Below are 21026 nucleotides of genomic sequence, written 5' to 3' on the forward strand. Positions count from 1 at the left end.
TGGCGAGGCCCGAGGCCGCGGGGTCGGGGCCGTCCCGCCCCCCGGTGTCGGACCGAGCCCCTACTATGCCTGGTGTCCGCCGGGGCTCGCGGAGCAGGTAGGGTACCTGGGCCCTCAAGGGCCTCGTGATATGCGGAAAAACGCTGCGAGTTGTGAGCGAATCGGGGGGATGGAGTGATGGCTTCCGGGACACGGACACGTCCCGGCGCCGGGGCGCCGGCGCGGGACTCCGCGGCACCCGCGCCCGGCCCGGAAGCGCCGCCGTCCGCCGCGGCGGCCCGCCCCGCGACGCCGGGCGCGGTCCACCTTCGCACGCACCGGGGGCGGACCGGCGCGTTCCGGCTGCAACGGCTCGTGCTGGTCGAGAGCGCGGCCGCCGCGCTGCTGGTGGGCTGGGCCGTCGGCCCCGTCGCCCTGGTGCCGGCCGGTGCCGTGGCCGTGGCGCTGGTCCTGCTCGCCTTCGTCCGCCGCCGGGGCCGCTCGCTGCCCGAATGGCTGGCCACCGTACGGGCGTTGCGGGCACGGCAGCGGCTGGCCGCGAGCACCCCGGTGCCGGAGGGCACCGAGCCGTCGCTGGCGCCCGCCGTGGAGTGCGAACCGCGGCTGCGCACCTGCTCCTGGGGCGGCCGGGACCGCCGGCCCGTGGGCATGGTCGGGGACGGCACCTTCCTGAGCGCGGTGGTCCAGGTGGAGGCCGACGTCACCGCGCTGCGGGCCGAGCGGGGGCGCCGGCCCCTGCCGGTCGGGCCGGTGCGGGACGCGCTGGAGGTGGACGGCATCCGGCTGGAGTCGGCGCAGATCGTGCTGCACACCCAGCCGGCGCCGGCGCTGCACCTGCCGCAGCACTCGGTCGCCGTGACGAACTACGCGCCGCTGCAGGAGCTGACCGGCGCCCCGGCGGTGCGCATCACCTGGATCGCGCTGAAGCTCGATCCGGAGCTGTGCCAGGAGGCGGTGGCCGCGCGCGGCGGCGGTCTCGTGGGCGCGCAGAGATGCCTCGCGCGGGTCGCCGACCACCTCGCGAGCCGGCTCACCGGGGCGGGGTTCCGCACGACCGTGCTCGACGAGGAGGAGCTGACCGCCGCGCTCGCCACGTCGGCGTGCGCCAACCCGCTGGTGACGGCCGAGGCGGGGCGGACCGGGGCGCGGGAGCGGCGCACGGAGGAGTCCGGGCGCAGCTGGCGCTGCGACAACCGCCGCCACACGACCTATTGGATACGGCGCTGGCCCCAGCTCGGCGGCCGGGGACCGTCCCTGCCGCAGCTGGTGGCGCGGCTGACCGCCGTGCCGGCCCTGGCCACCACGTTCAGCCTCACCCTCTTCCGCGGGGAGCGGCAGGAGACGGTGCTGTGCGGGCATGTGCGGGTGACCGGGCGCGGTGACGACGAACTGGTGGCCGCGCGGCGCGCGGTGCAGGACGCCGCCCGGGAGATGGGCGTGGGCCTGACCCGGCTGGACCGGGAGCAGGTGCCCGGCGTGCTCGCCACACTGCCGCTGGGAGGTGCCCGATGACCACCGTGACCCCACCGGACGAGAGCCGTCCGGGCGCCGGCCGCGCCCTTGCCGCGGCCCGGCTGCGCGGCGGCCTCGGGCTGCTCGGCCCGCGGCACGGACGGCACGCGCTGCCCGCGGAGCAACTGGACGCGCTGGCGCTGCCCATCGGCGACGACGGTGTCGTGGCCGGCGTGGACGCCGAGGGGCGGCCCGCCGTCCTGGGCCTCAACCGGCCCACGCCGTACGACGTCGTGCTCATCGGCAGTCTGTGGACCGCGCAGGTCCTCGCCCTGCGGGCGGCGGCCACCGGGGCGCGTGTCGCCGTGGAGACGGGCCGCCCCCAGTCCTGGATGCAGATGGTGCACGCGATGGGCGGCGGGCAGAACGGCCTCGCCGTGTACGAGGTGGGCCGGGTGCCCCCGCAGGGCGCGTCGGCCGGTACGCCGGTGCTGGTCGTGCGGGACTGCGGCATGCGGCCCCCGCGCGGCCGGGTGGTGTCGGGTCCCTGGCAGGCCGTGGTGACCCTGCTGCCGTACATGAGTCCGGTGGCCCCCCGGCTGATACGGCAGGCGCGGCTGGTCGGCGTCCAGCGGATCTCGCCGGACGAGGCGGCCGAGTTGGGCCGCACGATGGCGCTGCCGCGGGCCGACGTGGAGTCGCTGCCCACCCTCGCCGACGGTGTCACCCTGTGGTGCGCCGACCGCGACCGGCAGTACGTGATGACGCAGCCCACCGACGCCGAGATCGGACTGCTGGGCACACCGCGGCGCATGGACTGAGCGCGCCCGAACGATCGCCTGTCCCCGCGCGGTTGAGCGCTTGCCGACGGTTTGCCCGCTTCCGCGCCGGCGGTTCGCCCCGCTTCGGCGGCCGTGCGCGTGTCCGGCTCGTGAACCGGGAGGCGGCCGGGGCGCCGTGGACCGCGGCGGAGGGCTGGACGGGCCTGCCGCGGGCGTGCCCGTGGTGATTAGGCTGCCTGTACGACAAGAACGGTCGCCCCAGCACGGCATGAGGGTGCTCGACCACACCAGGAGGAACTGTGAACAGCGATCGGGACGGGATCCGCGGGGGCTGGGGCACACCCGGCGATGACCAGTCCGACGCGGAGTCCGCCGTCGAGACGACGGGCGAGTTCACCATCGACTACGCGCCGCCTGCCTGGTACACGCAGAACGCCGCGGGTGCGGCGGGCGACGGGGCGCAGACCCCGGCCGCCCCGCCCGCGCCCGCCACCCCCGCGCCGCCCCCGCCCGTCGGGCCCCCGGTCGACCTTCCCGGCCCGCCGCCGGGCAGCGGTTTCCAGCCCGCCTGGGCGCCCGCGCCCGCCGCCCCGCCCGCGGAGGCCGCCGCGCCGGCGGTGCCTCAGGCGGAGGACGCCGGCAACGGCGACCTCGTCAGCGGCGCCACGATGCGGATCTCCGCGGCGGCTCTCAAGCGCGAGTTCGCGGAGCGGTCGCAGGCGGAGGGGGCGGCCGACGGAACCGGGGGGAGCGACGCGGCCGGTGAGGACGCCGCACCGGGCGTGCACGGGGCGGCGGGCGCCGAGGACTCCGCCCAGGCGGCGCCGACGCCCGCGGCCGGCCGGCAGGAGCCGGGTGACGGCGCCGCCGCTCAGGAGGGCACGGTCGCCGCGGACGGTACGGCCGTGCAGGACGGCACGGTCGCCGCGGACGGTACGGCCGTGCACGACGGCACGGTCGGCGAGGCGGAGGAGCCCGCGTCGGAACTCGGGGCGGAGGGGTCCGCAGCGGAGCCCGGGTCCGCCTCCGAGGGCGGGGAGCCGTCCGCGCCGGAAGGCCGGGCGGAGGACCCGGCCGGGGCGCAGGCCGTCGCCGGTGCGGAGCCGGACGGCGCCGAGTCCGCTGACGTGGAGGCGCACGCGGGCGTGGCGGCCGACGGGACCGACGGGACCCATGCCGATGGGGCCGATGGGGCCGACGAAGCCGGCAAGGCCGATGAAGCCTCCGGGGCCGGCGTGAGCGGTGCCGTCGAGGGTGCCGCCGATTCGGGCGCCGGGGAGGGCGACGCGCAGGCGGAGGCGGGCGCGGAGCCCGCCGCGGCCCCGGCACCGGACGCCCCCGGGCCCGAGGCCGGGCCCGCCGAGGTGCGCGACGCCGTGCCCCCGGCCGACGCTCCGGGCACGGGCGCGGACCGCGGGGACGACCAGGGCGTCCAGGACGCGGTGCCCGCCGCCGTGCGGGACGCCGGCGCCGACGAGGTGCGGGACGCCGTGCCCCAGGACGCCGTGCCGGCCGACGGGGCCGGGGCCGGCGTACAGGACGCTCCGCCCGCGTGGGGTCCCCCGCCCGCGCCGCAGGACGCGGTGCCGCCGCTGCCTCCGTCCTTCCCGCCCGCCTCCCCGGCTCCCGCGGACCAGTGGCCCGCCCAGCCGCAGGCGCAACCCCAGCAGCCGCCCTTCCAGCCCGCGTCCGAGCCCCAGCCCCAGCCCCAGCCCCAGCCCCAGCAGCCGCCCTTCCAGCCGCAGCCGCCGCAACCCGCGCCAGCCGCCTGGAACGCCGCCCCGCCCCCGGGGCCGCAGCCGCAGGCCGGGCCGCCCGTTCCCCCGGCGCCGGCGACCGGTTACGGCTTCCCGCAGCCCGCCGCGGAACCCGCACCCGCGCCCGCCCCTGCGCCGACCCCTGCCCCTGGTCCTGCCCCTGCTCCCGCGGCACCGCAGCCCGCGCAGCCCGACCCGGCGCAGGGGGGCTACGGTTACCCCACTGCCGGTGCGCCCGCCCCCGCCGCCGCCCAGGGCGGATACGGCTTCCCGCTGCCGCAGCCGGGCGCCCCGCAGCCGCCTGCCCACCCCGGGGGGTACGGCTTCCCGCAGCCGCCCGACCGACCGGACCTGCCGCAGCCGCCCCAGGCCGCCCAGCAGCCGCAGCCCCACGCGCAGCAGCCCCCCGCGCCGCAGGCCGCACCGCAGCCCCCGCAGCAGCCCGCCGACCCGCGGGCCGGCTCGGCCTGGCCGCAGCCCATACAGCACGACCAGCGCCGCCCCACCAACCCCGGTGCCGCGCCGCTCGGTTACACGGCGGCGGTGGAGCTGTCCTCCGACCGCCTGCTCAACAACAAGCGGCAGAAGGCGCGCAGCGGACGGCCGGCCGCCGCCCCGTCCCGTTTCCGGCTCGGCGCGAAGAAGGAGGAGGCCGAGCGGCAGCGCAAGCTGGACCTGATCCGCACGCCGGTGCTCTCCTGCTACCGGATCGCGGTCATCAGCCTCAAGGGCGGTGTCGGCAAGACGACCACGACCACCGCGCTCGGCTCCACGCTCGCCAGCGAGCGGCAGGACAAGATCCTCGCCATCGACGCCAACCCGGACGCCGGCACGCTGGGCCGCCGGGTGCGCCGGGAGACCGGGGCCACCATCCGTGACCTGGTGCAGGCGATCCCGTATCTCAACTCGTACATGGACATCCGGCGGTTCACCTCGCAGGCGTCCTCCGGTCTGGAGATCATCGCCAACGACGTCGACCCGGCCGTGTCCACGACGTTCAACGACGAGGACTACCGGCGCGCCATCGACGTCCTGGGCAAGCAGTACCCGATCATCCTCACCGACTCCGGCACGGGTCTGCTCTACAGCGCCATGCGCGGTGTGCTGGACCTCGCGGACCAGCTCATCATCATCTCCACGCCGTCCGTGGACGGAGCCAGCAGCGCCAGCACGACCCTGGACTGGCTGTCGGCGCACGGGTACGCCGACCTGGTCGCCCGCTCCCTCACGGTGATCTCGGGGGTGCGCGAGACCGGCAAGATGATCAAGGTGGAGGACATCGTCTCCCACTTCGAGACGCGTTGCCGCGGGGTCGTCGTCGTGCCCTTCGACGAGCACCTGGCCGCCGGCGCCGAGGTCGACCTCGACATGATGCGGCCCAAGGTGCGCGAGGCGTACTTCACCCTGGCGGCCATGGTCGCCGAGGACTTCGTACGGCACCAGCAGGCCCACGGGCTGTGGACCTCCGACGGCAACCCGCCCCCGGTGGCCGCCCCGCCGCTGCCCGGCCAGCCCCTCCCCGGACAGCCGGGACAGCCCTACCCCGGACAGCCCGGACAGCCCGGACAGCCCGGGCAGCCGTACGCCGCTCAGCCGCCCGCCCAGCCGTACCCCGGGCAGCCGTACCCCGGGCAGCCGGGGCAAGCCGGCGTGCCCGGAGCGCAGCCGTACCCCGCTCAGCCCGCCCCGCCCGCGCAGGGCCACCCCGCTCAGCCCGGACAGGCGTTCCCCGGGCAGCCGGGGCAGCCGTCCCCGCCGTATCCCGGCGGGCCGGGCCGGCCGGCTCAGCCGAACCCTCCGGCGGCCCCCGGCGGGCCGGGACAGCCGGCCCCGGCCCCGTTCACCCCGCACCCGCACCCGCAGCAGCAGCCCGCGCCGCCGTACGCGCAGCCGCAGCCGCAGGGGCAGCAGCCCCAGCCGCCCGGCGGACCCCAGCCCCAGCCCCAGCCCCAGCCGCAGGGCCAGGGCCAGGGCCAGCCGCCGCAGGGCCCTCCGCAGCAGCCGGGTCACCAGCCGCACCAGGGGCAGACCCCGCCCCCGCCGCCCCCGCAGTAGCCGCGCGGCTCCCCCAAAAGCCGCGACCGCAGTGCGCGAAGGCCCGCGCCGTTCCGACGGCGCGGGCCTTCGCGCGTTCGCAGGCAGAACCGGCGGAAATTCGCCGCCACGCCCTCACCAGCAAGGCTTCACCGGTCTCGACCAATGTGGATCACATCGCGGTCAAGTCGTTATTTCCGCAGGCCACATGGGGTTTGACACACCGTTGACGGGCGCAGACTGCCGCTGATAGACACTCACAGCATTCCGCCGGCGTCACCCGATCAAGCCCGTTCAAGCCCGCCCCGCGCGGGGCGCAAAGCGTCCCGCGCGCGTTTGACGCGAGGTCACCGAGCCATGAAGAGACACGATCAGCACGGCAGAGGACGTACCGGACCGCGCCCGAGGGGGACGCGAACACGCCTTCTCGGCGCCGCGGGCGCGGCCGCCCTCGTCCTCACGGCCGGGCTCGCGACCCCGCTGGCCCCGGCCGCACCGCAGGCCCGGGCCGCGGAGTCCCCGCAGGGCGGGAAGGTGCTCACCGTCGCCGTGGCGCAGAGCGTGGACTCCCTCAGCCCGTTCCTCGCGGTCCGGCTGCTCAGCACCAGCATCCACCGGCTGATGTACGAGTACCTGACCAACTACGACCCCAAGGACGGCCACGTCATCCCGGCGCTGGCCACCAAGTGGGAGCCGTCGCCGGACAAGCTGACCTGGACGTACACCATCCGCACCGACTCCAAGTGGTCGGACGGGCAGCAGGCCACCGCCGAGGACGCGGCGTGGACGTTCAACAAGATGATGACCGACGAGGGCGCCGCCACCGCCAACGGCAGCTTCGTCGGCAACTTCGAGAAGGTCACCGCGCCCAGCCCCACCCAACTGGTGATCCGGCTGAAGAAGCCGCAGGCCACGATGACCGCGCTCGACGTGCCGATCGTGCCCAAGCACATCTGGGAGAAGGTCCGGGACTTCTCGAAGTTCAACAACGACAAGAGCTTCCCCGTCGTCGGCAACGGGCCGTTCGTGCTGACCGGCTACAAGCCGGACAGCTATGTGCGGCTGAAGGCCAACAAGGGGTTCTGGCGCGGGGCGCCCAAGTTCGACGAACTGGTCTTCCGCTACTACAAGGACCAGGACGCCGCCGTGGCCGCCCTGCGCAAGGGCGAGGTCTCCTTCGTGGCCGGCTCGCCGTCGCTGACGCCCGCTCAGGCCGCCTCCCTCAAGGGCGAGAAGAACATCCACGTCAACGACGCCCCCGGCCGCCGGTTCTACGCCCTGGCCACCAACCCGGGCGCGCAGGCCAGGAACGGCGAGAAGTTCGGTGACGGCGACCCGTCCCTGCTGGACGAACGGGTGCGGCACGCGCTGTTCATGGCGGTGGACCGCAGGACGATCGTCGACAAGGTGTTCCAGGGGCACGCGGTCGAGGGCCAGGGCTACATCCCGCCGCGCTTCTCCTCCTACTTCTGGAAGCCGTCGGCCGGCCAGGAGCTGGCGTACGACCCGGCGAAGGCGGCCGGGCTCCTCGACCAGGCGGGCTACAAGAAGAACGCCGACGGCAAGCGGGTCGGCAAGGACGGCAAGCCGCTGAACTACCGGGTGCTCTGCCACGCGACCGACCCGAACGACAAGGCGGTCGGCAAGTACCTCCAGGAGTGGTGGGGCAAGCTCGGCATCGGCGTCACCCTGGACTGCCTGGACAACGTGACCGACCCCTGGCTCGCGGGCAAGTACGACCTGGCCTTCGACGGCTGGTCGGTCAACCCCGATCCGGACTTCGTGCTGTCCATCCACACCTGCGCGGCCCGCCCGGCGACCCCCAAGGACACCGGCGCGACCGACAACTTCATCTGCGACCGGACGTACGACCGGCTCTACGCCCAGCAGCTCGCCGAATACGACCCCGCCAAACGGGCGGACATCGTCAAGCAGCTGGAGTCGCGCCTGTACGACCTGGGGTACATGAACGTCATGGCCTATCCGAACGCGGTCGAGGCCTACCGCACGGACCAGATCGAGTCGATCACGACGATGCCCGCGAAGGCGGGCAACATCTACGGCCAGGACGGCTACTGGAGCTGGTGGTCCGCGGTCCCGGCGGACTCCGGCGACTCCTCGGACGGCTCCACGTCGACGGGCGTGGTCATCGGGATCGTCGCGGGCGTCGTCGTCGTCGGCGGCCTCGTGGTGCTGCTCGCGATGCGCCGCCGGGCCACCGCCGAAGACCGTGAATAGAGGCAGACGCACATGACCGCTGAAGCGACACCCGCGCCGGCCGCCCAGCCGGCCGCCGGGCCGGCGGGGTCCGGGCCGGCGGGGTCCGGGCCGGCGGGGTCCGGGCCGGCGGGGTCCGGGCCGGCGGGGTCCGGGCCGGCGGGCGCGGGCGCCGCGGCCCGCGCCCGCGGCGCCACCGCCTACCCGCGGTATGTGGCGGGCAAGCTGGCCGGCGCCGCCGTCTCGCTCCTGGCCGTCCTCGTCACCAGCTTCTTCCTGTTCCGGCTGATCCCGGGCGACCCGGTGAAGTTCATGACCGGCGGCCGCCCGGTCTCCGCCGAGCAGATCGCGGTCTACCGGCGCGAGTTCGGGCTCGACCTGCCGCTGTGGCAGCAGTTCACGCACTACTGCGGCAAGGCGCTCACGGGCGACCTCGGGACGTCGTACCAGTTCCGCGCCCCCGTCGTCGACAAGATCACCGAGGCGCTGCCCAACACGCTGCTGCTGACCGGCACGGCCTTCGTCCTCTACACGGCCCTCGGCGTCCTGCTCGGCACGCGTTCCGCGTGGCGGCACGGCGGGCCCGGCGACCGGCTCAACACCGGGCTGGCGCTCACCCTCTACTCGATCCCGTCCTTCTGGCTGGGGCTGCTGCTCATCATCGTGCTGTCGGTGGGGGTGGGCCCGGTCCCGGGCCTGTTCCCGACCGGCGGCATGGAGTCGGGCGGCGAGGAGGGCTTCGCGTACGTCGTCGACGTCGCCCACCATCTGGTCCTGCCCGTGGTGACGCTGGTCGCGGTGGAGTACGGGCAGACCCTGCTCGTCACGCGGTCCGCGCTGCTGGACGAGATGGGCAGCGACTATCTGACCACCGCGCGCGCCAAGGGGCTCAGGGACGACCTGGTGCGGCGCCGGCACGCCGTGCCGAACGCGCTGCTGCCCACGGTCACGCTGATCTTCGTGAATCTCGGCCGTACCGTCGCGGGCGTCATCCTGGTCGAGACGGTGTTCTCCTGGCCGGGCCTCGGCGGGCTGTTCTACCAGGCGCTGAGCGTGCCCGATCTGCCGCTGGTGCAGGGGCTGTTCTTCGTCTTCGCCGCCGCGGTGATCGTCATGAACACCCTCGCCGACCTCCTGTATCCGCTGCTCGACCCGAGGGTGGGCCGATGACCGCCGCCGACACCGCCACCACACCCGACCCCGGGCGCGACCCGGCGCCCGGCACCGCCCACGGCCCGGCGCCCGGGCCCCCCGCCGGCCCGGCACCGGTTCCGGGGCCCGGCCGGCGCACGCTGGCGTGGCAGCGCCGCCGGGCCTCCGCCGCCCGCTTCTGGCGGGAGTACCGCACGCACCGCGCGGGCGTGGCCGGGCTGGCCGCGCTCGTGCTGTGCGGGCTGGTCGCGCTGACCGCGCCGCTGACCGTCGGCTCCGACGTGGCGAGCGTGACCGGCGCGCCGGGCCGGCCGCTGGAGAGCCCGAGCGGCCACTTCCCGCTGGGCACCGACCAGTTCGGGCGCAATCTGCTGGGGCTGGTGATCTGGGGCTCGCGGGTGTCGCTGCTGGTCGGGCTGCTCGCGGCGGTGCTGTCGGTGGCGATCGGCGCGCTGATCGGCATCACCGCCGGGCACTTCCGCGGCTGGTACGCCACGGTGATCATGCGGGTCACGGACTGGTTCCTGGTGATGCCGACCCTGGTGCTCGCCATCGCGCTCGCCACCGTGATGTCCCGCTCGCTGGGCACCATCGTGCTGGCGATCGGCGTGACGACCTGGCCGACGACCGCCCGGCTGGTGCGGGCGCAGACCCTGGCGGTGGAGTCACGGCCGTACATCGAACGGGCGAAGGCGCTCGGCGGCGGGCACTGGCACATCATGTCCCGGCACGTGCTGCCGAACGTCATGCCGCTGATCCTCGCCCAGACCACACTGATCATCTCCTCCGCGATCCTGGCCGAGGCCACCCTGGCCTTCCTCGGGCTCGGCGATCCCACGGTGGTGTCCTGGGGCGGGCTGCTCCAGGACGCGCGGGAGGCGGGGGCGGTCAGCTCCGGAGACTGGTGGTACCTGGTGCCGCCGGGCATCGCCATCGCGGTCGTCGCGCTCGCCTTCACGCTGTGCGGGCGCGCGGTGGAGGCCGTGCTCAACCCCAGGCTGGGGGTGTCGCGTTGACCACCCTGCTCGACGTACGGAACCTCGAGGTGACGTATCCCGGCGGCGCGGCGGCGGTGCGCGGGGTGGACCTGTCCCTCGCCGCGGGCGAGAAGCTCGGCATCGCCGGGGAGTCCGGCTGCGGCAAGTCCACGCTGGCGCTGGCCCTGCTGCGGCTGCTGCCGGCCGGGACCCGGGTCGGCGGGGAGATCCTGCTGGACGGCGAGGACGTGCTGGCGATGAAGTGGGGCCGGGTCCGGGCGGTGCGCTGGGCGGGGGCGTCCATCGTGTTCCAGGGCGCGATGCACTCCCTCAACCCCGTGCACCGCGTCGGCGACCAGATCGCCGAGCCGGTCCTGCTGCACCGCGGGACGACTCCGGCCGCCGCGCGGCGCAAGGCCCGCGCACTGCTGGAGCAGGTCGGCCTGCCCGCGGCGCGGGCGTCCGCCTACCCGCACGAGCTGTCCGGCGGCCAGCGCCAGCGGGTGATGATCGCCATGGCGCTGGCCTGCGATCCACGTCTGATCATCGCCGACGAGCCCACCACCGCGCTCGATGTGATGATCCAGGCCCAGATCCTGCGGCTGATCGAGGAACTGGTGAGCGAGCAGGACGTCGGCCTGGTCATGATCAGCCACGATCTCGCGGTGCTCGCCGACACCTGCGACCGGCTCGCGGTGATGTACGCGGGGCGGGTGGTGGAGGAGGGTCCCGCCCGGCAGGTCCACGAGGACGCCCGGCACCCCTACGGCAGGGCCCTGTCGGCGGCGTTCCCGAGGATCGGCGACCCGGCGTCCCGGTTCGCGCCGCGCGGGCTGCCCGGCGACCCGCCCGATCCGGCCGCGGTCCCCTCCGGCTGCGCCTTCCATCCGCGCTGCCCGGTCGCCCTGGACCGGTGCGCCACCGAGGACCAGGTGCTGCGCACGGCGGGACCGGACCGGAGCGCGGCCTGCGTCCACGTGGACGGCGCGGACGGTGCAGACGATGCAGAGGGTGCCGACGGGACGGACGGGACGGCGGGCGCGGGTGACGGGGCAACGGGTGGCGGGGCAACGGGGGCCGGGGCGCAGGCCGTTCGGGTCACGCCCGGGGACGGGCCCCGCACGGCGGCCGTGGAGCGGGACGCAGACGTGAGGAGCCATGGCGTATGACGAGCACGTCGCCCCTGCTGAGGGTCGAGGGGCTGCACATCACCTTCCCCGGGCGGCAGGGCGCCCCGCCCGCCCGGGCCGTCGACGGGGTGGACCTCGACATCCGGCCGGGCGAGATCGTGGCGCTGGTCGGCGAGTCGGGCTGCGGCAAGACGACCCTGGCCCGCTCCCTGCTCGGCCTGGTCCCGCCCACCGCGGGCCGCGTCGCCTTCGACGGCGCGCCGCTCGACTACTCCGCCCGCGCGCTCAAGGCGTACCGCAAGCGGGTCCAGCTCGTGCTGCAGGACCCGAGCGGCTCGCTCAATCCGCGGCACACGGTGTACGACGCCGTCGCCGAGGGCCTGCGCGTCCACGGCTACGGCGGTGACGAGCGGGCGGCCGTGGCCGAGGCCCTGGCCCGGGCCGGGCTCAGGCCGCCCGAGCGGTTCTTCCTGCGCTACCCGCACGAGTTGTCCGGCGGCCAGCGGCAGCGCGTCGTCATCGCGGGCGCGCTGGTCCTCCAGCCGGAACTGGTCGTCGCGGACGAGCCGGTGGCCTCCCTCGACGCGTCGGTGCGCGGCGAGATCCTCGCGCTGCTGCTGCGGCTGCGCGACGAACTCGGCCTGTCCGCGCTCGTGGTGACCCACGATCTGGGACTGGCCTGGAACATCGCCGACCGGGTCGCGGTCATGTACCTGGGGCGGATCGTGGAGACGGGCGAGGTCGAGCAGGTCCTCACGGCTCCCCGGCACCCGTACACCCAGGCCCTGCTGTCCGTCCTGCCCGACGCCCCCGGCGCCCCGGTCGTGCTCAGCGGCGAGCCTCCGGACCCGTCCCGCATCCCGTCGGGCTGCCGCTTCCACGCCCGCTGCCAGATCCTGGCCGGCGGCGAGGCCGAACGCGTGGGCGTCGCGGACGCCTGCCGGCACCAGGACCCGCGGATCCTGTCCGGCAGCGGCGAGGCCCAGGTGGCCTGCCACTGGGCCACGGCCGGGGCCGGGGAGGAGGCCGGGGGCGGGGTCGGGCCCGGGGCGGAGTCGGGGACGGCGACGGGGGCGGAGGGCGGCACGAAGTCCGGGGCCGGGGTCGGGGTCGGGACCGATTCCGCTGCCGATGGGGCTACCGGGGCCGGGGCCGGGGCCGATGCGCAAGGCAGGGTCGAGAGCGGGCTCTGAGAGCGGTGAGTCCTGGCCCACCGGTGAGGCGGCGGTCACCCGCCCGCCGGACGGTGGGCAACCGCCCCACGGCGGCAGCCGCCGGCACGGTGGCGGTCACCGCCGGCGCCGTCGCAGCCCCCGCCCACCCGGTCACCGGGCGACCACCGGCACCAGGACCGTCACCGGCACACGGACCGTCGCCCGGGAGGCGACGGCTAGCGCGTCTTCTGGTCCGCCGCGAGGATCTCGCGGCACTTCTCCACGTCGTCGGCCATCGTCTCCAGCAGCGCGTCCAGCGACTCGAACTTCGCCTGGCCGCGGACGTAGGCCACGAAGTCCACGGCGACGTGCAGGCCGTACAGGTCGAGGCCGACGCGGTCGATGGCGTACGCCTCCACCGTGCGCTCGGTGCCGTCGAACTGCGGGTTGGTGCCGACGGAGATCGCGGCCGGCATGGCCTCGCCCTGCGCGTGCAGATAGCCGGCGTAGACGCCGTCGGCGGGGATCGCGGTGTGCGGGAGCGTCTCCACGTTGGCGGTGGGGAAGCCCAGTTCGCGGCCGCGCTGCGCGCCGCGGACGACCACGCCCTCCACGCGGTGCGGGCGGCCCAGGATCTCGCGCGCGCCCCGGACGTCGCCCTCGGCGACCAGACGCCGGGTCAGGGTCGAGGAGAACGGCTCGCCGCCGCCCGCCTCACCGGTAAGGTACAGGTCGACGACCTCGACCTCGAAGTCGTAGATCTTGCCCTGCTCGGTGAGGAAGTCCACGTCCCCGGCCGCCTTGTGGCCGAAGCGGAAGTTGGGGCCCTCGACGACCGCCTTGGCGTGCAGCTTGTCCACCAGCACCTTGACGACGAAGTCGGCCGGGGACAGCCTCGAGAACTCGGTGGTGAACGGCAGGACGAGCACCGCGTCCACGCCCAGTTCGGCCATCAGCTCGGCACGGCGGTGGTGCGGGGCGAGCAGCGGCGGGTGGCTGCCCGGGCGCACGACCTCACTGGGGTGCGGGTCGAAGGTGACGACCACCGCGGGGACGCCGAGCTCACGGGCGCGGTTCACGGCGTGCTCGATGATCAGTTGGTGCCCGCGGTGGACTCCGTCGTAGGAGCCGATGGTGACGACGCTGCGCCCCCAGTCCTGGGGGATGTCCTCCAAGCCACGCCAGCGCTGCACTGTGACCGCTCCTCGTCGAACCCGTGTCCGTGTGTGTCGTCCAGGTTGCCTTGTCCGCAGGTCTAAGGGTGCCATGCCCGGCGCCCGCGGCCCGCATCGGCATGGGTGCTGTGACCCGGCGCACGTCCCCGCCCGGATCAGGCCGGAACGTGTACGCCCGCCATGTTCTCGATCATGCGGCGGGCGCTGGGTCCGACGACCGCGGCCCAGTCCTTCGGGGCCTCGGCCAGCCAGCCCGCCGTGCGGGCGGCGAAGCCCGGGACATGCCGGCCCAGCTCCACCAGGCCCCGGTCGAACACGGTCGCGCCCTCCGGGGTGCGCACCAGGAGCAGACCGACGCGGTGGACGACGTCGCGCACGTCCTCCCCGGTGCCGACGGCGGCGGCGTGCAGCACCGCGTCCAGGACGGCCGGGTCCTCCTCGTGGGCGAGGAGGAGGTCGAGGAGTTCCCGGCGCAGGGCGCGCGAGGCGGGCGGCCCGGGGGTGGCCAGAACCCCGGCCAGGGCGGCCCGCAGCGGCTCGGGGCCACCCTGCAACAGGCCGGTGACCAGCGGGAACAGTACGTCGCGCGCGGCCGGGCCGTGGTCCAGGCGGTGGTGGACGTGCGCCGCGACCGCACCGGCGGTCTCCGGCCGGCGCGCCACCGCGTCCCGGACCCCGGGGGTGATACGGCGGGCCAGCGCGGGCGTGACGACCTCGGCGAGGGCGCGCAGCGTCCCGCCGGCCTCCGCGCCGAAGCCCTCGAAGGCGGCAGGACCACCGGAGCCGTCGGGGCCGCCGGGGCCGTCGGGACGGCCGGGGTCATCAGCACCGTCGGGCCCACCAGCACCGCCGCTGCGGCGCTCCGCACGGTCGCGGCCGAGTTCGACGGATACGACAGATGCGACGGGTCCCGGTCCGTTGCGCACCCGCTCGCCGAGGACCGACGGGGCCGGCCCGGGAGGGGGCGTCGGCGCGGGAGCGGCCGGGGCGCCCGGCGTCAGCGGCGTGCCGCCCTCGGTACCGGGCCACGGGGCGGGCCGCAGCCGGTGGGCGCGGGTGGGGTCGTCCCCGACGAGCAGGGCGAGCGCGGCGCCGTGCAGGGCGGCGTCTGCGGGGCGGGCGAGCAGGGTCGCGGCGGCGTGCCGCAGCAGTTCGCGGTCGGCCTCGGTGCGGGCGTGCGGTGCGGTGCGCAGTCCGTGCGCCATCGCCGCGGTCCGCCGGGCCGGGCGTTCGTCGTGCGCCCAGCGTTCCACGGCCCGGCACAGCGCCGAGGGTTCCTCCTCGGCGAGCGCGGCCAGCAGTTCGCCGGCCCGGCGGTGCCCGCACTCGGCCAGGGTCGCGATCAGTTCGTCCAGGGCGCGGGAGCGGTGGGTGTGGAGCAGCGCCTGCGCGGCCGTGGCCACGGTGGCCCGCGGCGCCGCGGGAAGCGGCCGCTCGTCGTCGAACCACCGGGTCAGCTGCGGCTGTACGGCGGCGGGGTCGGCGGCGAGGAGCTGTGCGGCGGCGTCGAGGTAGCGCGCCGGGGGGCGGGCGGGGCCCACGGGCGCGCCCGGCGTACCCGGGGCGCTCGGCGCGGCCGCCGCGTCGGCCGCGCCGCCCGCCCCTGCCCGGTGCGGGCCGCCGGGGGCGGGGGCCTCGTCGGCGGGGAGGAGACGGCGCAGGAGGTCGCAGCGGTCGGCGTGCGTCAGCGGCAGCGCGGTCCAGAAGCCGGGCCCGTAGCCGTGCGGCACGGGCAGCCCGCGCTCCTTCCACGCCACGATCCGGTCGGCGAGCAGCCGCAGTTCACGGACGTACGGCGTCGCGTCGGGCACGCGCAGCAGCACGGCGGCCGGCAGCCGGGACGCCCACCAGGAGCGCGGGTCGGCGTCCAGTGCGCACACCAGCTCCTCCAGCCGTGCGGCGAGGCGGCGCGTGCCGTGCTGGCGGGCCAGCAGCAGGAGCGCCTGGACGACCGGGCCGATGCGGTGGTGCGGGACGGACAGCGGGGGCCGCGGCGCGCCGGGGGCGGGCCGCCGGCGGACCAGGACGCGCAGGGCCTCGTCGAGGTCGAGGTGGGTGCCCTGGAGCCAGTCGGCCAGTTCCTCGTGGGCGAAGCGGTAGCCGTCGCCCGCGGGCACGAGCAGGCCCTCGGTGAGCACGGCGGAGGCCCACCCCGTACCGCCGCCCAGCCGCGCGGGGGCGGGCCCCCAGGGGAACACCTCCTCGAACGCCGCCCGGTCCAGGTCGTCCCTGCCCGGGCCGAGGCTGCGGCGCGCGGCCTCGTGGACCTGTCCGGCGACCTTCGCGGCGAGCCGCCGTACGGCGGTGCCGCGCAGGCCGTTCTCGGCGGCGAGGCGCACGGCCACGCGCAGGCACATCAGGTCCAGGTGGGCCGCGAGCACGTCGTGCCGGTCGAGCGGCGGATGGCCGGCGTCACCGGGGAGGGCGGCCCGGACCTCGGAGAGCAGGCGGAGGGTGAGGGGGTGGCGGGCGTCGGCCGCCACGAGCGCGCCGTCCGGGACGCCGAGGCGGGCACGGACCTCACGGGCCTCCTCCGGGGTGAGGTCGTCCAGCGGCAGGCAGGGCGGCAGCTGTCCGCCGGTGCCCGTCCACGCGGCCGGGGTGTGCAGCGCGCCGGCCGGGAAGTGCGCGCCCGCGCCCTCCCAGTACGCCTCCCGGCAGGCCACCACCAGCCGGGCGCCCGTCGCGCGCAGCCAGTGCGCGCTCCGCTCGGTCCACTCGGCGAGGCGGTCCGCCAGCGCGCGGGGCATCTCCTCGGGGCCGTCGAGGAGCAGCAGGAGGGGGCGGCCGTGCGCCCGGGCGAGGCGGGCGACGCGTTCCGGGGTGAGGTCGCCGAGTTCGGTGGGCAGCGGGGCCCGCGAGGCCGCGACGATCCGGGCCGCCCGGTCCAGCGCCCGCCCGGCCGCGTCCGCGACCGAGGTGTCGGCGGCCTCCAGATCGGCGCCGCGCAGCCACAGGGTGGGCGCGGGCGCGTCCCCGCGCGCCCGCCGCGCCGCGAGGGCGGCGAGCTCGGTGGTCCGGCCGCTCCCGGGCAGCCCGACGAGGCCGAGCACCGGGGCCCGGCTCCCGGCGAAGGCCTCCCACTCCCGCACGATGGCGTCCCGCCGCACGCCCGGCGCGGCTCCGGCGGCCTCGGCGGCCTCCACGGCCTCCACGGCCTCGGCGGCTTCGGCGGCTTCGGTGACTTCGGTGGTTTCGGTGGCCGGTCGCCGGTCGAGCGGCGGTCTCGCGGCGCCCGGCGCGGGGCCGGACGCGGCGCCCGGGTGCGGGAAGGCCGGGGCGGTGAGGGGCGGCGGCTCGGTGAAGGTGCTGGTGGAGGTGTTGGTGGGGGTGCTGAAGGTGCCCGGGCGGGTCTCGTGGGCCGGAAGGGCGCCGCGGGGGCCGTCCTGGGCCAGTGCCGTGGCCGTGAGTTCCAGGACGGCGGCCAGGTTGAGATCGGGGCCGTAGGCGGGGACGGTGGCCGCGTTGCGGCCGAGCAGGCCGGCCAGGGCGCCCTCCCGGCGCAGCGGCACCGCGTGTCCGGCCTCACCGCGGCCGGACTGCAGGGCCGTGCCCAGAACGGCGACCACCGCCCCGGTCGCCGCGTCGACGACGGGCCCGCCGGCCGCCCCGCCACCCAGCCCGAGCGCGTCCCGGCCCGCCGTGCCGATGGCGAGCTCCAGCGCGTCCTTGAGGAGGTGGAAGCGGTCCGTGGAGGTGTACGTCACCGAGCACGCGCCGAGCACCCGGGCCTCGCGCCAGCCGCCCGCCGCGATCCGGACGTAGGCGCCGGTCGCGACGCCGTCGCGCACACTGACCGGGAGCGGTCGCGCGCCGAGGCCCTCGGTGCGCACCAGGGCGAGGTCCAGGGCGGGCAGCGCGGTCACCGCGTCGGCGGTCACCAGGCAGGAGCGGTCGCCGCCGCCGGGCACGTGCAGCACCAGACGGGACAGGCCGTCGACGGCCTCGTGGCTGGTGACGACCGTGCCCTCGTGGTCGGCCAGGAAGCCGGTCCCGCGCAGCCGCCCCGCGAGGTCGCGCACGCACACCAGCGCGCGGTCCAGGGCCCGGTCCAGCGCCCGGACCTCGGCCCGCCGGCGAGCCGCGCCGTCCGGCTCCGGCCCCCCGGACCGTGCCGTCCGCAGCGCGTGCCGGGCGGTGCGGGGCTCGCCCGCGGCGGCCGCCGACGGCCCGCACGCCCGCGTCCCGGCCGGGGCCGGCGCCCCTTCCTCCGCGCCGTCCTGCATGCCGGGCGGCATGCCGGCCACCCGTGGCCCGGTCACGGGATCGGTGCCGGTCCCGTGAACGCCATGCCCCGTCCCCGTCGCCGGGACGCCGTGGCCCGTGCCGGCCGCCTGCATGGCACGCCCGGTGCCGGCCGCCCGCGTGCCACACCCGGCTCCGGCCGCCTGCGCCTCGCACCCGGTCCCGGCCGCCTGCTCGTCGTGCCGGATGTCGTGCCGGGTGCCGGCCGTCTGCTCGTCGTCGCGCCCGGTGAGGACCGTCCGCGCGTCGTGGCGCCCGGCTCCCGCCGTCCACTCGGCGTCGCGCCCGGCTCCGGCCGCCGCCTCGCACCCGGTACCGGCCGCCCGCTCATCGCCGCGCCCAGTACCGGCCGCCCGCTCATCGCCGCGCCCAGTGCCGGCCGCCCGCTCATCGCCGCGCCCGACGCCAACCGCCCGCTCATCGCCGCGCCCGGTGCCGGCCGTCCGCTCGTCGTCGCGCCCGGCTCCAGCCGCTCGCGCCTCGCGCTCGGCTCCGGTCGCCCGCGGGCCGTGTCCCGCCATGGTCGGACCTCCCGCCGTACGGCCTGCCTGCGTGCTCCGAGGTCGACGGTAGGCGCCGGATGATCAGCGGGACAGATCGTGCGGCGAACGCGCCCCTTGCGCTCCCTCTCTTCACTCCGAGCGCCTGCACGGTCGGGTGAATAGCCGGGGGCCGCTGGATAACCCTAGGGGTGGGGGAACCGAGGGGGGACCGTGGAGCGGCGAACGAGGCAACACCCCGTGTTCGCCGCTCCACGGGCAGAGCCCACGGCGGACGCCGGCCCGCCCGTCAGGCAGGCCCCGCCCCGCCGCCGGGTCCGCCCCGTCAGGCGAAGACGGCCAGGCTCCTGGCCTTGCCGTGGTGGTGCTCGACGAGCGCGAGGAAGCGGCCCTCGGGGTCGAGTACGGCGACCGGGCCGGCGCCCGCGTACTCGTCGGGCATCTCCAGCCGTACGCCGTTGGTGAGCAGCCGGGCGCGCCGGGCGTCCACGTTCCAGCGCGGGAACGCGGCCTGCGCGGCCTCGGCGATCGGCATCACGGTCAGCTCCTGCTGGAGCTGGTCCAGCGTCCTCGCGGAGTCCAGCCCGTAGGGGCCGACGCGGGTGCGGCGCAGCGCGGTGAGGTGACCGCCGACGCCGAGGTCGGCGCCCAGGTCCCGGGCCAGGGCGCGGATGTAGGTGCCGGAGGAGCACACCACCGAGACCACCAGGTCGAGCACGGGGGTGCCGTCGTCGGCGACGGCGTCCCGGACGTCGTACACCCGGAAGGAGGAGACGGTCACCGGACGGGCGGGGATGTCGAAGTCCTCGCCCTCCCGGGCGCGCTTGTACGACCGCACGCCGTTGATCTTGATGGCGCTGACCTTGGACGGCACCTGCATGATGTCGCCGGTCAGCTTGGCCACGGCGGCGTCCACGGCCTCCCTGGTGATCTTCGAGGCGTCGGCGGAGGAGGTGATCTCCCCCTCGGCGTCGTCGGTGAGGGTGTTCTGCCCGAGGCGGACGGTGCCGAGGTATTCCTTCTCGGTCAGCGCGAGGTGGCCGAGGAGCTTGGTGGCCTTCTCCACGCCGAGGACGAGGACACCGGTCGCCATGGGGTCCAGGGTGCCGGCGTGGCCGACGCGGCGGGTCCGTGCGATCCCCCGCATCTTGGCCACGACGTCGTGCGAGGTGAAGCCCGACGGCTTGTCGACGATGACGAGGCCGTCGGGCGGGGTGGGCTTGCTGGTCATTCGGCGGTGTCGTCCGTCTCGTCGGCCTCGTCCTCGGCGCCCGGCTTGCGGTAGGGGTCCGCCCCGCCCGCGTACGAGGCTCCGGTGGCCGCCTCGCGCACCTTGGCGTCGGACTGGCGTGCCTTGTCCAGGAGGTCCTCGATGGTCCGGGCGGTGTCCGGGAGGGCGTCCGCGACGAAGGTGAGGGTCGGGGTGAACTTCACCCCCGCTGCACGGCCGACCTCGGACCGCAGGACGCCCTTGGCGCTCTCCAGGCCGGCGGCCGCGGCCTGCCGCTCCTCCTCGTCCCCGTAGACCGTGTAGAAGACGGTCGCCTCCCGCAGGTCGCCCGTGACCCGGGTGTCCGTGATGGTGACGTGCGAGCCGAGCCGCGGGTCCTTGATCCCGCGCTGCAGCTTCTGGGCCACCACCTCTCGGATGAGGTCCGCCAGCCTTTTCGCCCGCGCGTTGTCGGCCACTGGTCCGTCTCCCGTTCTTTCTTCTGGTGCTGCGTTGTGTGGTCTGCTCCGGTGCGGCCGTCCGCTCCGGGCGGCTAGTCGTCCTCGCCGTGGAAGCGGCGTCTGACGGACAGCAGCTCCACCTCGGGGCGGGCCGCCACCAGCCGCTCGCACCGGTCCAGCACGTCGGTCAGATGTGTCGCGTCGCCCGAGACCGCGGCCAGGCCGATCACGGCTCGCCGGTGGAGGTTCGTGTGATCCACCTCGGCCGCGCTCACCGCGTACTTGCGCTGGAGCTCGGCGACGATCGGGCGGACGACGGAACGCTTCTCCTTCAGCGAGTGGACGTCGCCGAGGAGGAGGTCGAAGGACAGAGTCCCCACGTACATGTGTGTGCCGGGTTGCCCGCCGGTACGGGGTCGATGGTCCTGCCGTCGGTGCGGGCAGGGACATCAAGAACGGTACCGCGATCCCGCCGGCGGCTCGACGGGGTTTTGGCCCGCCCGCCCCCGCCCGTGACGGCGGAACCCCGGCACGTACGGACCGTGCCGGAAGGTCCGGCCCCGGAAGACCCGACCTCGCAAAGTCCGGCCCCGGAAGACGCAGCTCCGGGAGGTCCGGGCCCCGAAAGACCCGACCCCGGAAGGTCCGGGCCCCGGAAGTGGGGGCCCCCCCCCCGCGGGCCCCCGGCCCGGGGGCCCCCCCCCCCCCGGCCCCGGCCGCGGGGGCCGCCGCCCCGGCCCCGCCCCGCCGGCGGGGCTCGCCCCGCCGGGCGCCGGCGGC

General features: G+C 76.2%; 13 protein-coding genes. 8 read left to right on the forward strand and 5 right to left on the reverse strand.

Annotated features, from left to right (window positions below; translation table 11 throughout):
* Window positions 1-177: 177 nt before the first annotated feature.
* From eccE to ACI2LW_RS18325, 8 genes are all read left to right on the forward strand, one after another.
* Window positions 178-1512 (forward strand): type VII secretion protein EccE, encoded by a 1335-nt coding sequence (gene eccE, locus ACI2LW_RS18290; protein WP_404732222.1) that lies wholly within the window; start codon window positions 178-180, stop codon window positions 1510-1512.
* Window positions 1509-2273, forward strand: coding sequence for a hypothetical protein (locus ACI2LW_RS18295; protein WP_404732223.1), 765 nt, complete (start codon window positions 1509-1511; stop codon window positions 2271-2273). Before eccE ends, ACI2LW_RS18295 begins: the two co-directional genes overlap by 4 nt.
* Window positions 2274-2533: 260 nt before the next feature.
* Window positions 2534-6046: an SCO5717 family growth-regulating ATPase gene (locus tag ACI2LW_RS18300; RefSeq protein ID WP_404732224.1), complete on the forward strand. Its 3513-nt coding sequence runs from the start codon at window positions 2534-2536 to the stop codon at window positions 6044-6046.
* A 336-nt stretch (window positions 6047-6382) separates the two neighbouring features.
* Window positions 6383-8263, forward strand: a complete 1881-nt coding sequence (locus ACI2LW_RS18305; protein WP_404732225.1) for an ABC transporter substrate-binding protein — start codon at window positions 6383-6385, stop codon at window positions 8261-8263.
* A 12-nt stretch (window positions 8264-8275) separates the two neighbouring features.
* Window positions 8276-9412, forward strand: a complete 1137-nt coding sequence (locus tag ACI2LW_RS18310) for an ABC transporter permease (protein WP_404732226.1) — start codon at window positions 8276-8278, stop codon at window positions 9410-9412.
* A complete protein-coding gene (locus ACI2LW_RS18315; RefSeq protein WP_404732227.1) occupies window positions 9409-10410 on the forward strand; it encodes an ABC transporter permease in 1002 nt (333 codons plus the stop codon). Before ACI2LW_RS18310 ends, ACI2LW_RS18315 begins: the two co-directional genes overlap by 4 nt.
* On the forward strand, window positions 10356-11540 hold the full coding sequence (locus tag ACI2LW_RS18320) for an ABC transporter ATP-binding protein (RefSeq protein WP_404732228.1): 1185 nt from the start codon (window positions 10356-10358) through the stop codon (window positions 11538-11540). The genes ACI2LW_RS18315 and ACI2LW_RS18320 overlap by 55 nt, the downstream gene beginning before the upstream one ends.
* Entirely contained in the window at window positions 11537-12694 is a 1158-nt protein-coding gene (locus tag ACI2LW_RS18325) for an ABC transporter ATP-binding protein (protein ID WP_404732229.1), read from the forward strand. The genes ACI2LW_RS18320 and ACI2LW_RS18325 overlap by 4 nt, the downstream gene beginning before the upstream one ends.
* Before the next feature lie 197 nt (window positions 12695-12891).
* Here the strand turns inward: ACI2LW_RS18325 and ACI2LW_RS18330 are convergent, their stop codons facing one another.
* The 5 genes from ACI2LW_RS18330 to ACI2LW_RS18350 all read right to left on the reverse strand — a co-directional run bounded on the left by ACI2LW_RS18330 (window position 12892) and on the right by ACI2LW_RS18350 (window position 20632).
* On the reverse strand, window positions 12892-13848 hold the full coding sequence (locus tag ACI2LW_RS18330; RefSeq protein ID WP_404732230.1) for a bifunctional riboflavin kinase/FAD synthetase: 957 nt from the start codon (window positions 13846-13848) through the stop codon (window positions 12892-12894).
* Between the two features lie 137 nt (window positions 13849-13985).
* Window positions 13986-18068, reverse strand: coding sequence for a trypsin-like peptidase domain-containing protein (locus ACI2LW_RS18335; RefSeq protein ID WP_404732231.1), 4083 nt, complete (start codon window positions 18066-18068; stop codon window positions 13986-13988).
* Between the two features lie 832 nt (window positions 18069-18900).
* Window positions 18901-19806 carry a tRNA pseudouridine(55) synthase TruB gene (gene truB, locus ACI2LW_RS18340; protein WP_404732232.1) on the reverse strand — a complete coding sequence of 302 codons (906 nt, stop codon included), beginning with the start codon at window positions 19804-19806 and terminating at the stop codon, window positions 18901-18903.
* Window positions 19803-20264 (reverse strand): 30S ribosome-binding factor RbfA, encoded by a 462-nt coding sequence (gene rbfA, locus ACI2LW_RS18345; protein WP_404732233.1) that lies wholly within the window; start codon window positions 20262-20264, stop codon window positions 19803-19805. Before rbfA ends, truB begins: the two co-directional genes overlap by 4 nt.
* A 74-nt stretch (window positions 20265-20338) precedes the next feature.
* Window positions 20339-20632: a DUF503 domain-containing protein gene (locus ACI2LW_RS18350; RefSeq protein ID WP_404732234.1), complete on the reverse strand. Its 294-nt coding sequence runs from the start codon at window positions 20630-20632 to the stop codon at window positions 20339-20341.
* Between the last annotated feature and the right edge of the window lie 394 nt (window positions 20633-21026).

Source organism: Streptomyces sp. NPDC004065 (assembly GCF_044903565.1).
Classification (GTDB): domain Bacteria; phylum Actinomycetota; class Actinomycetes; order Streptomycetales; family Streptomycetaceae; genus Streptomyces.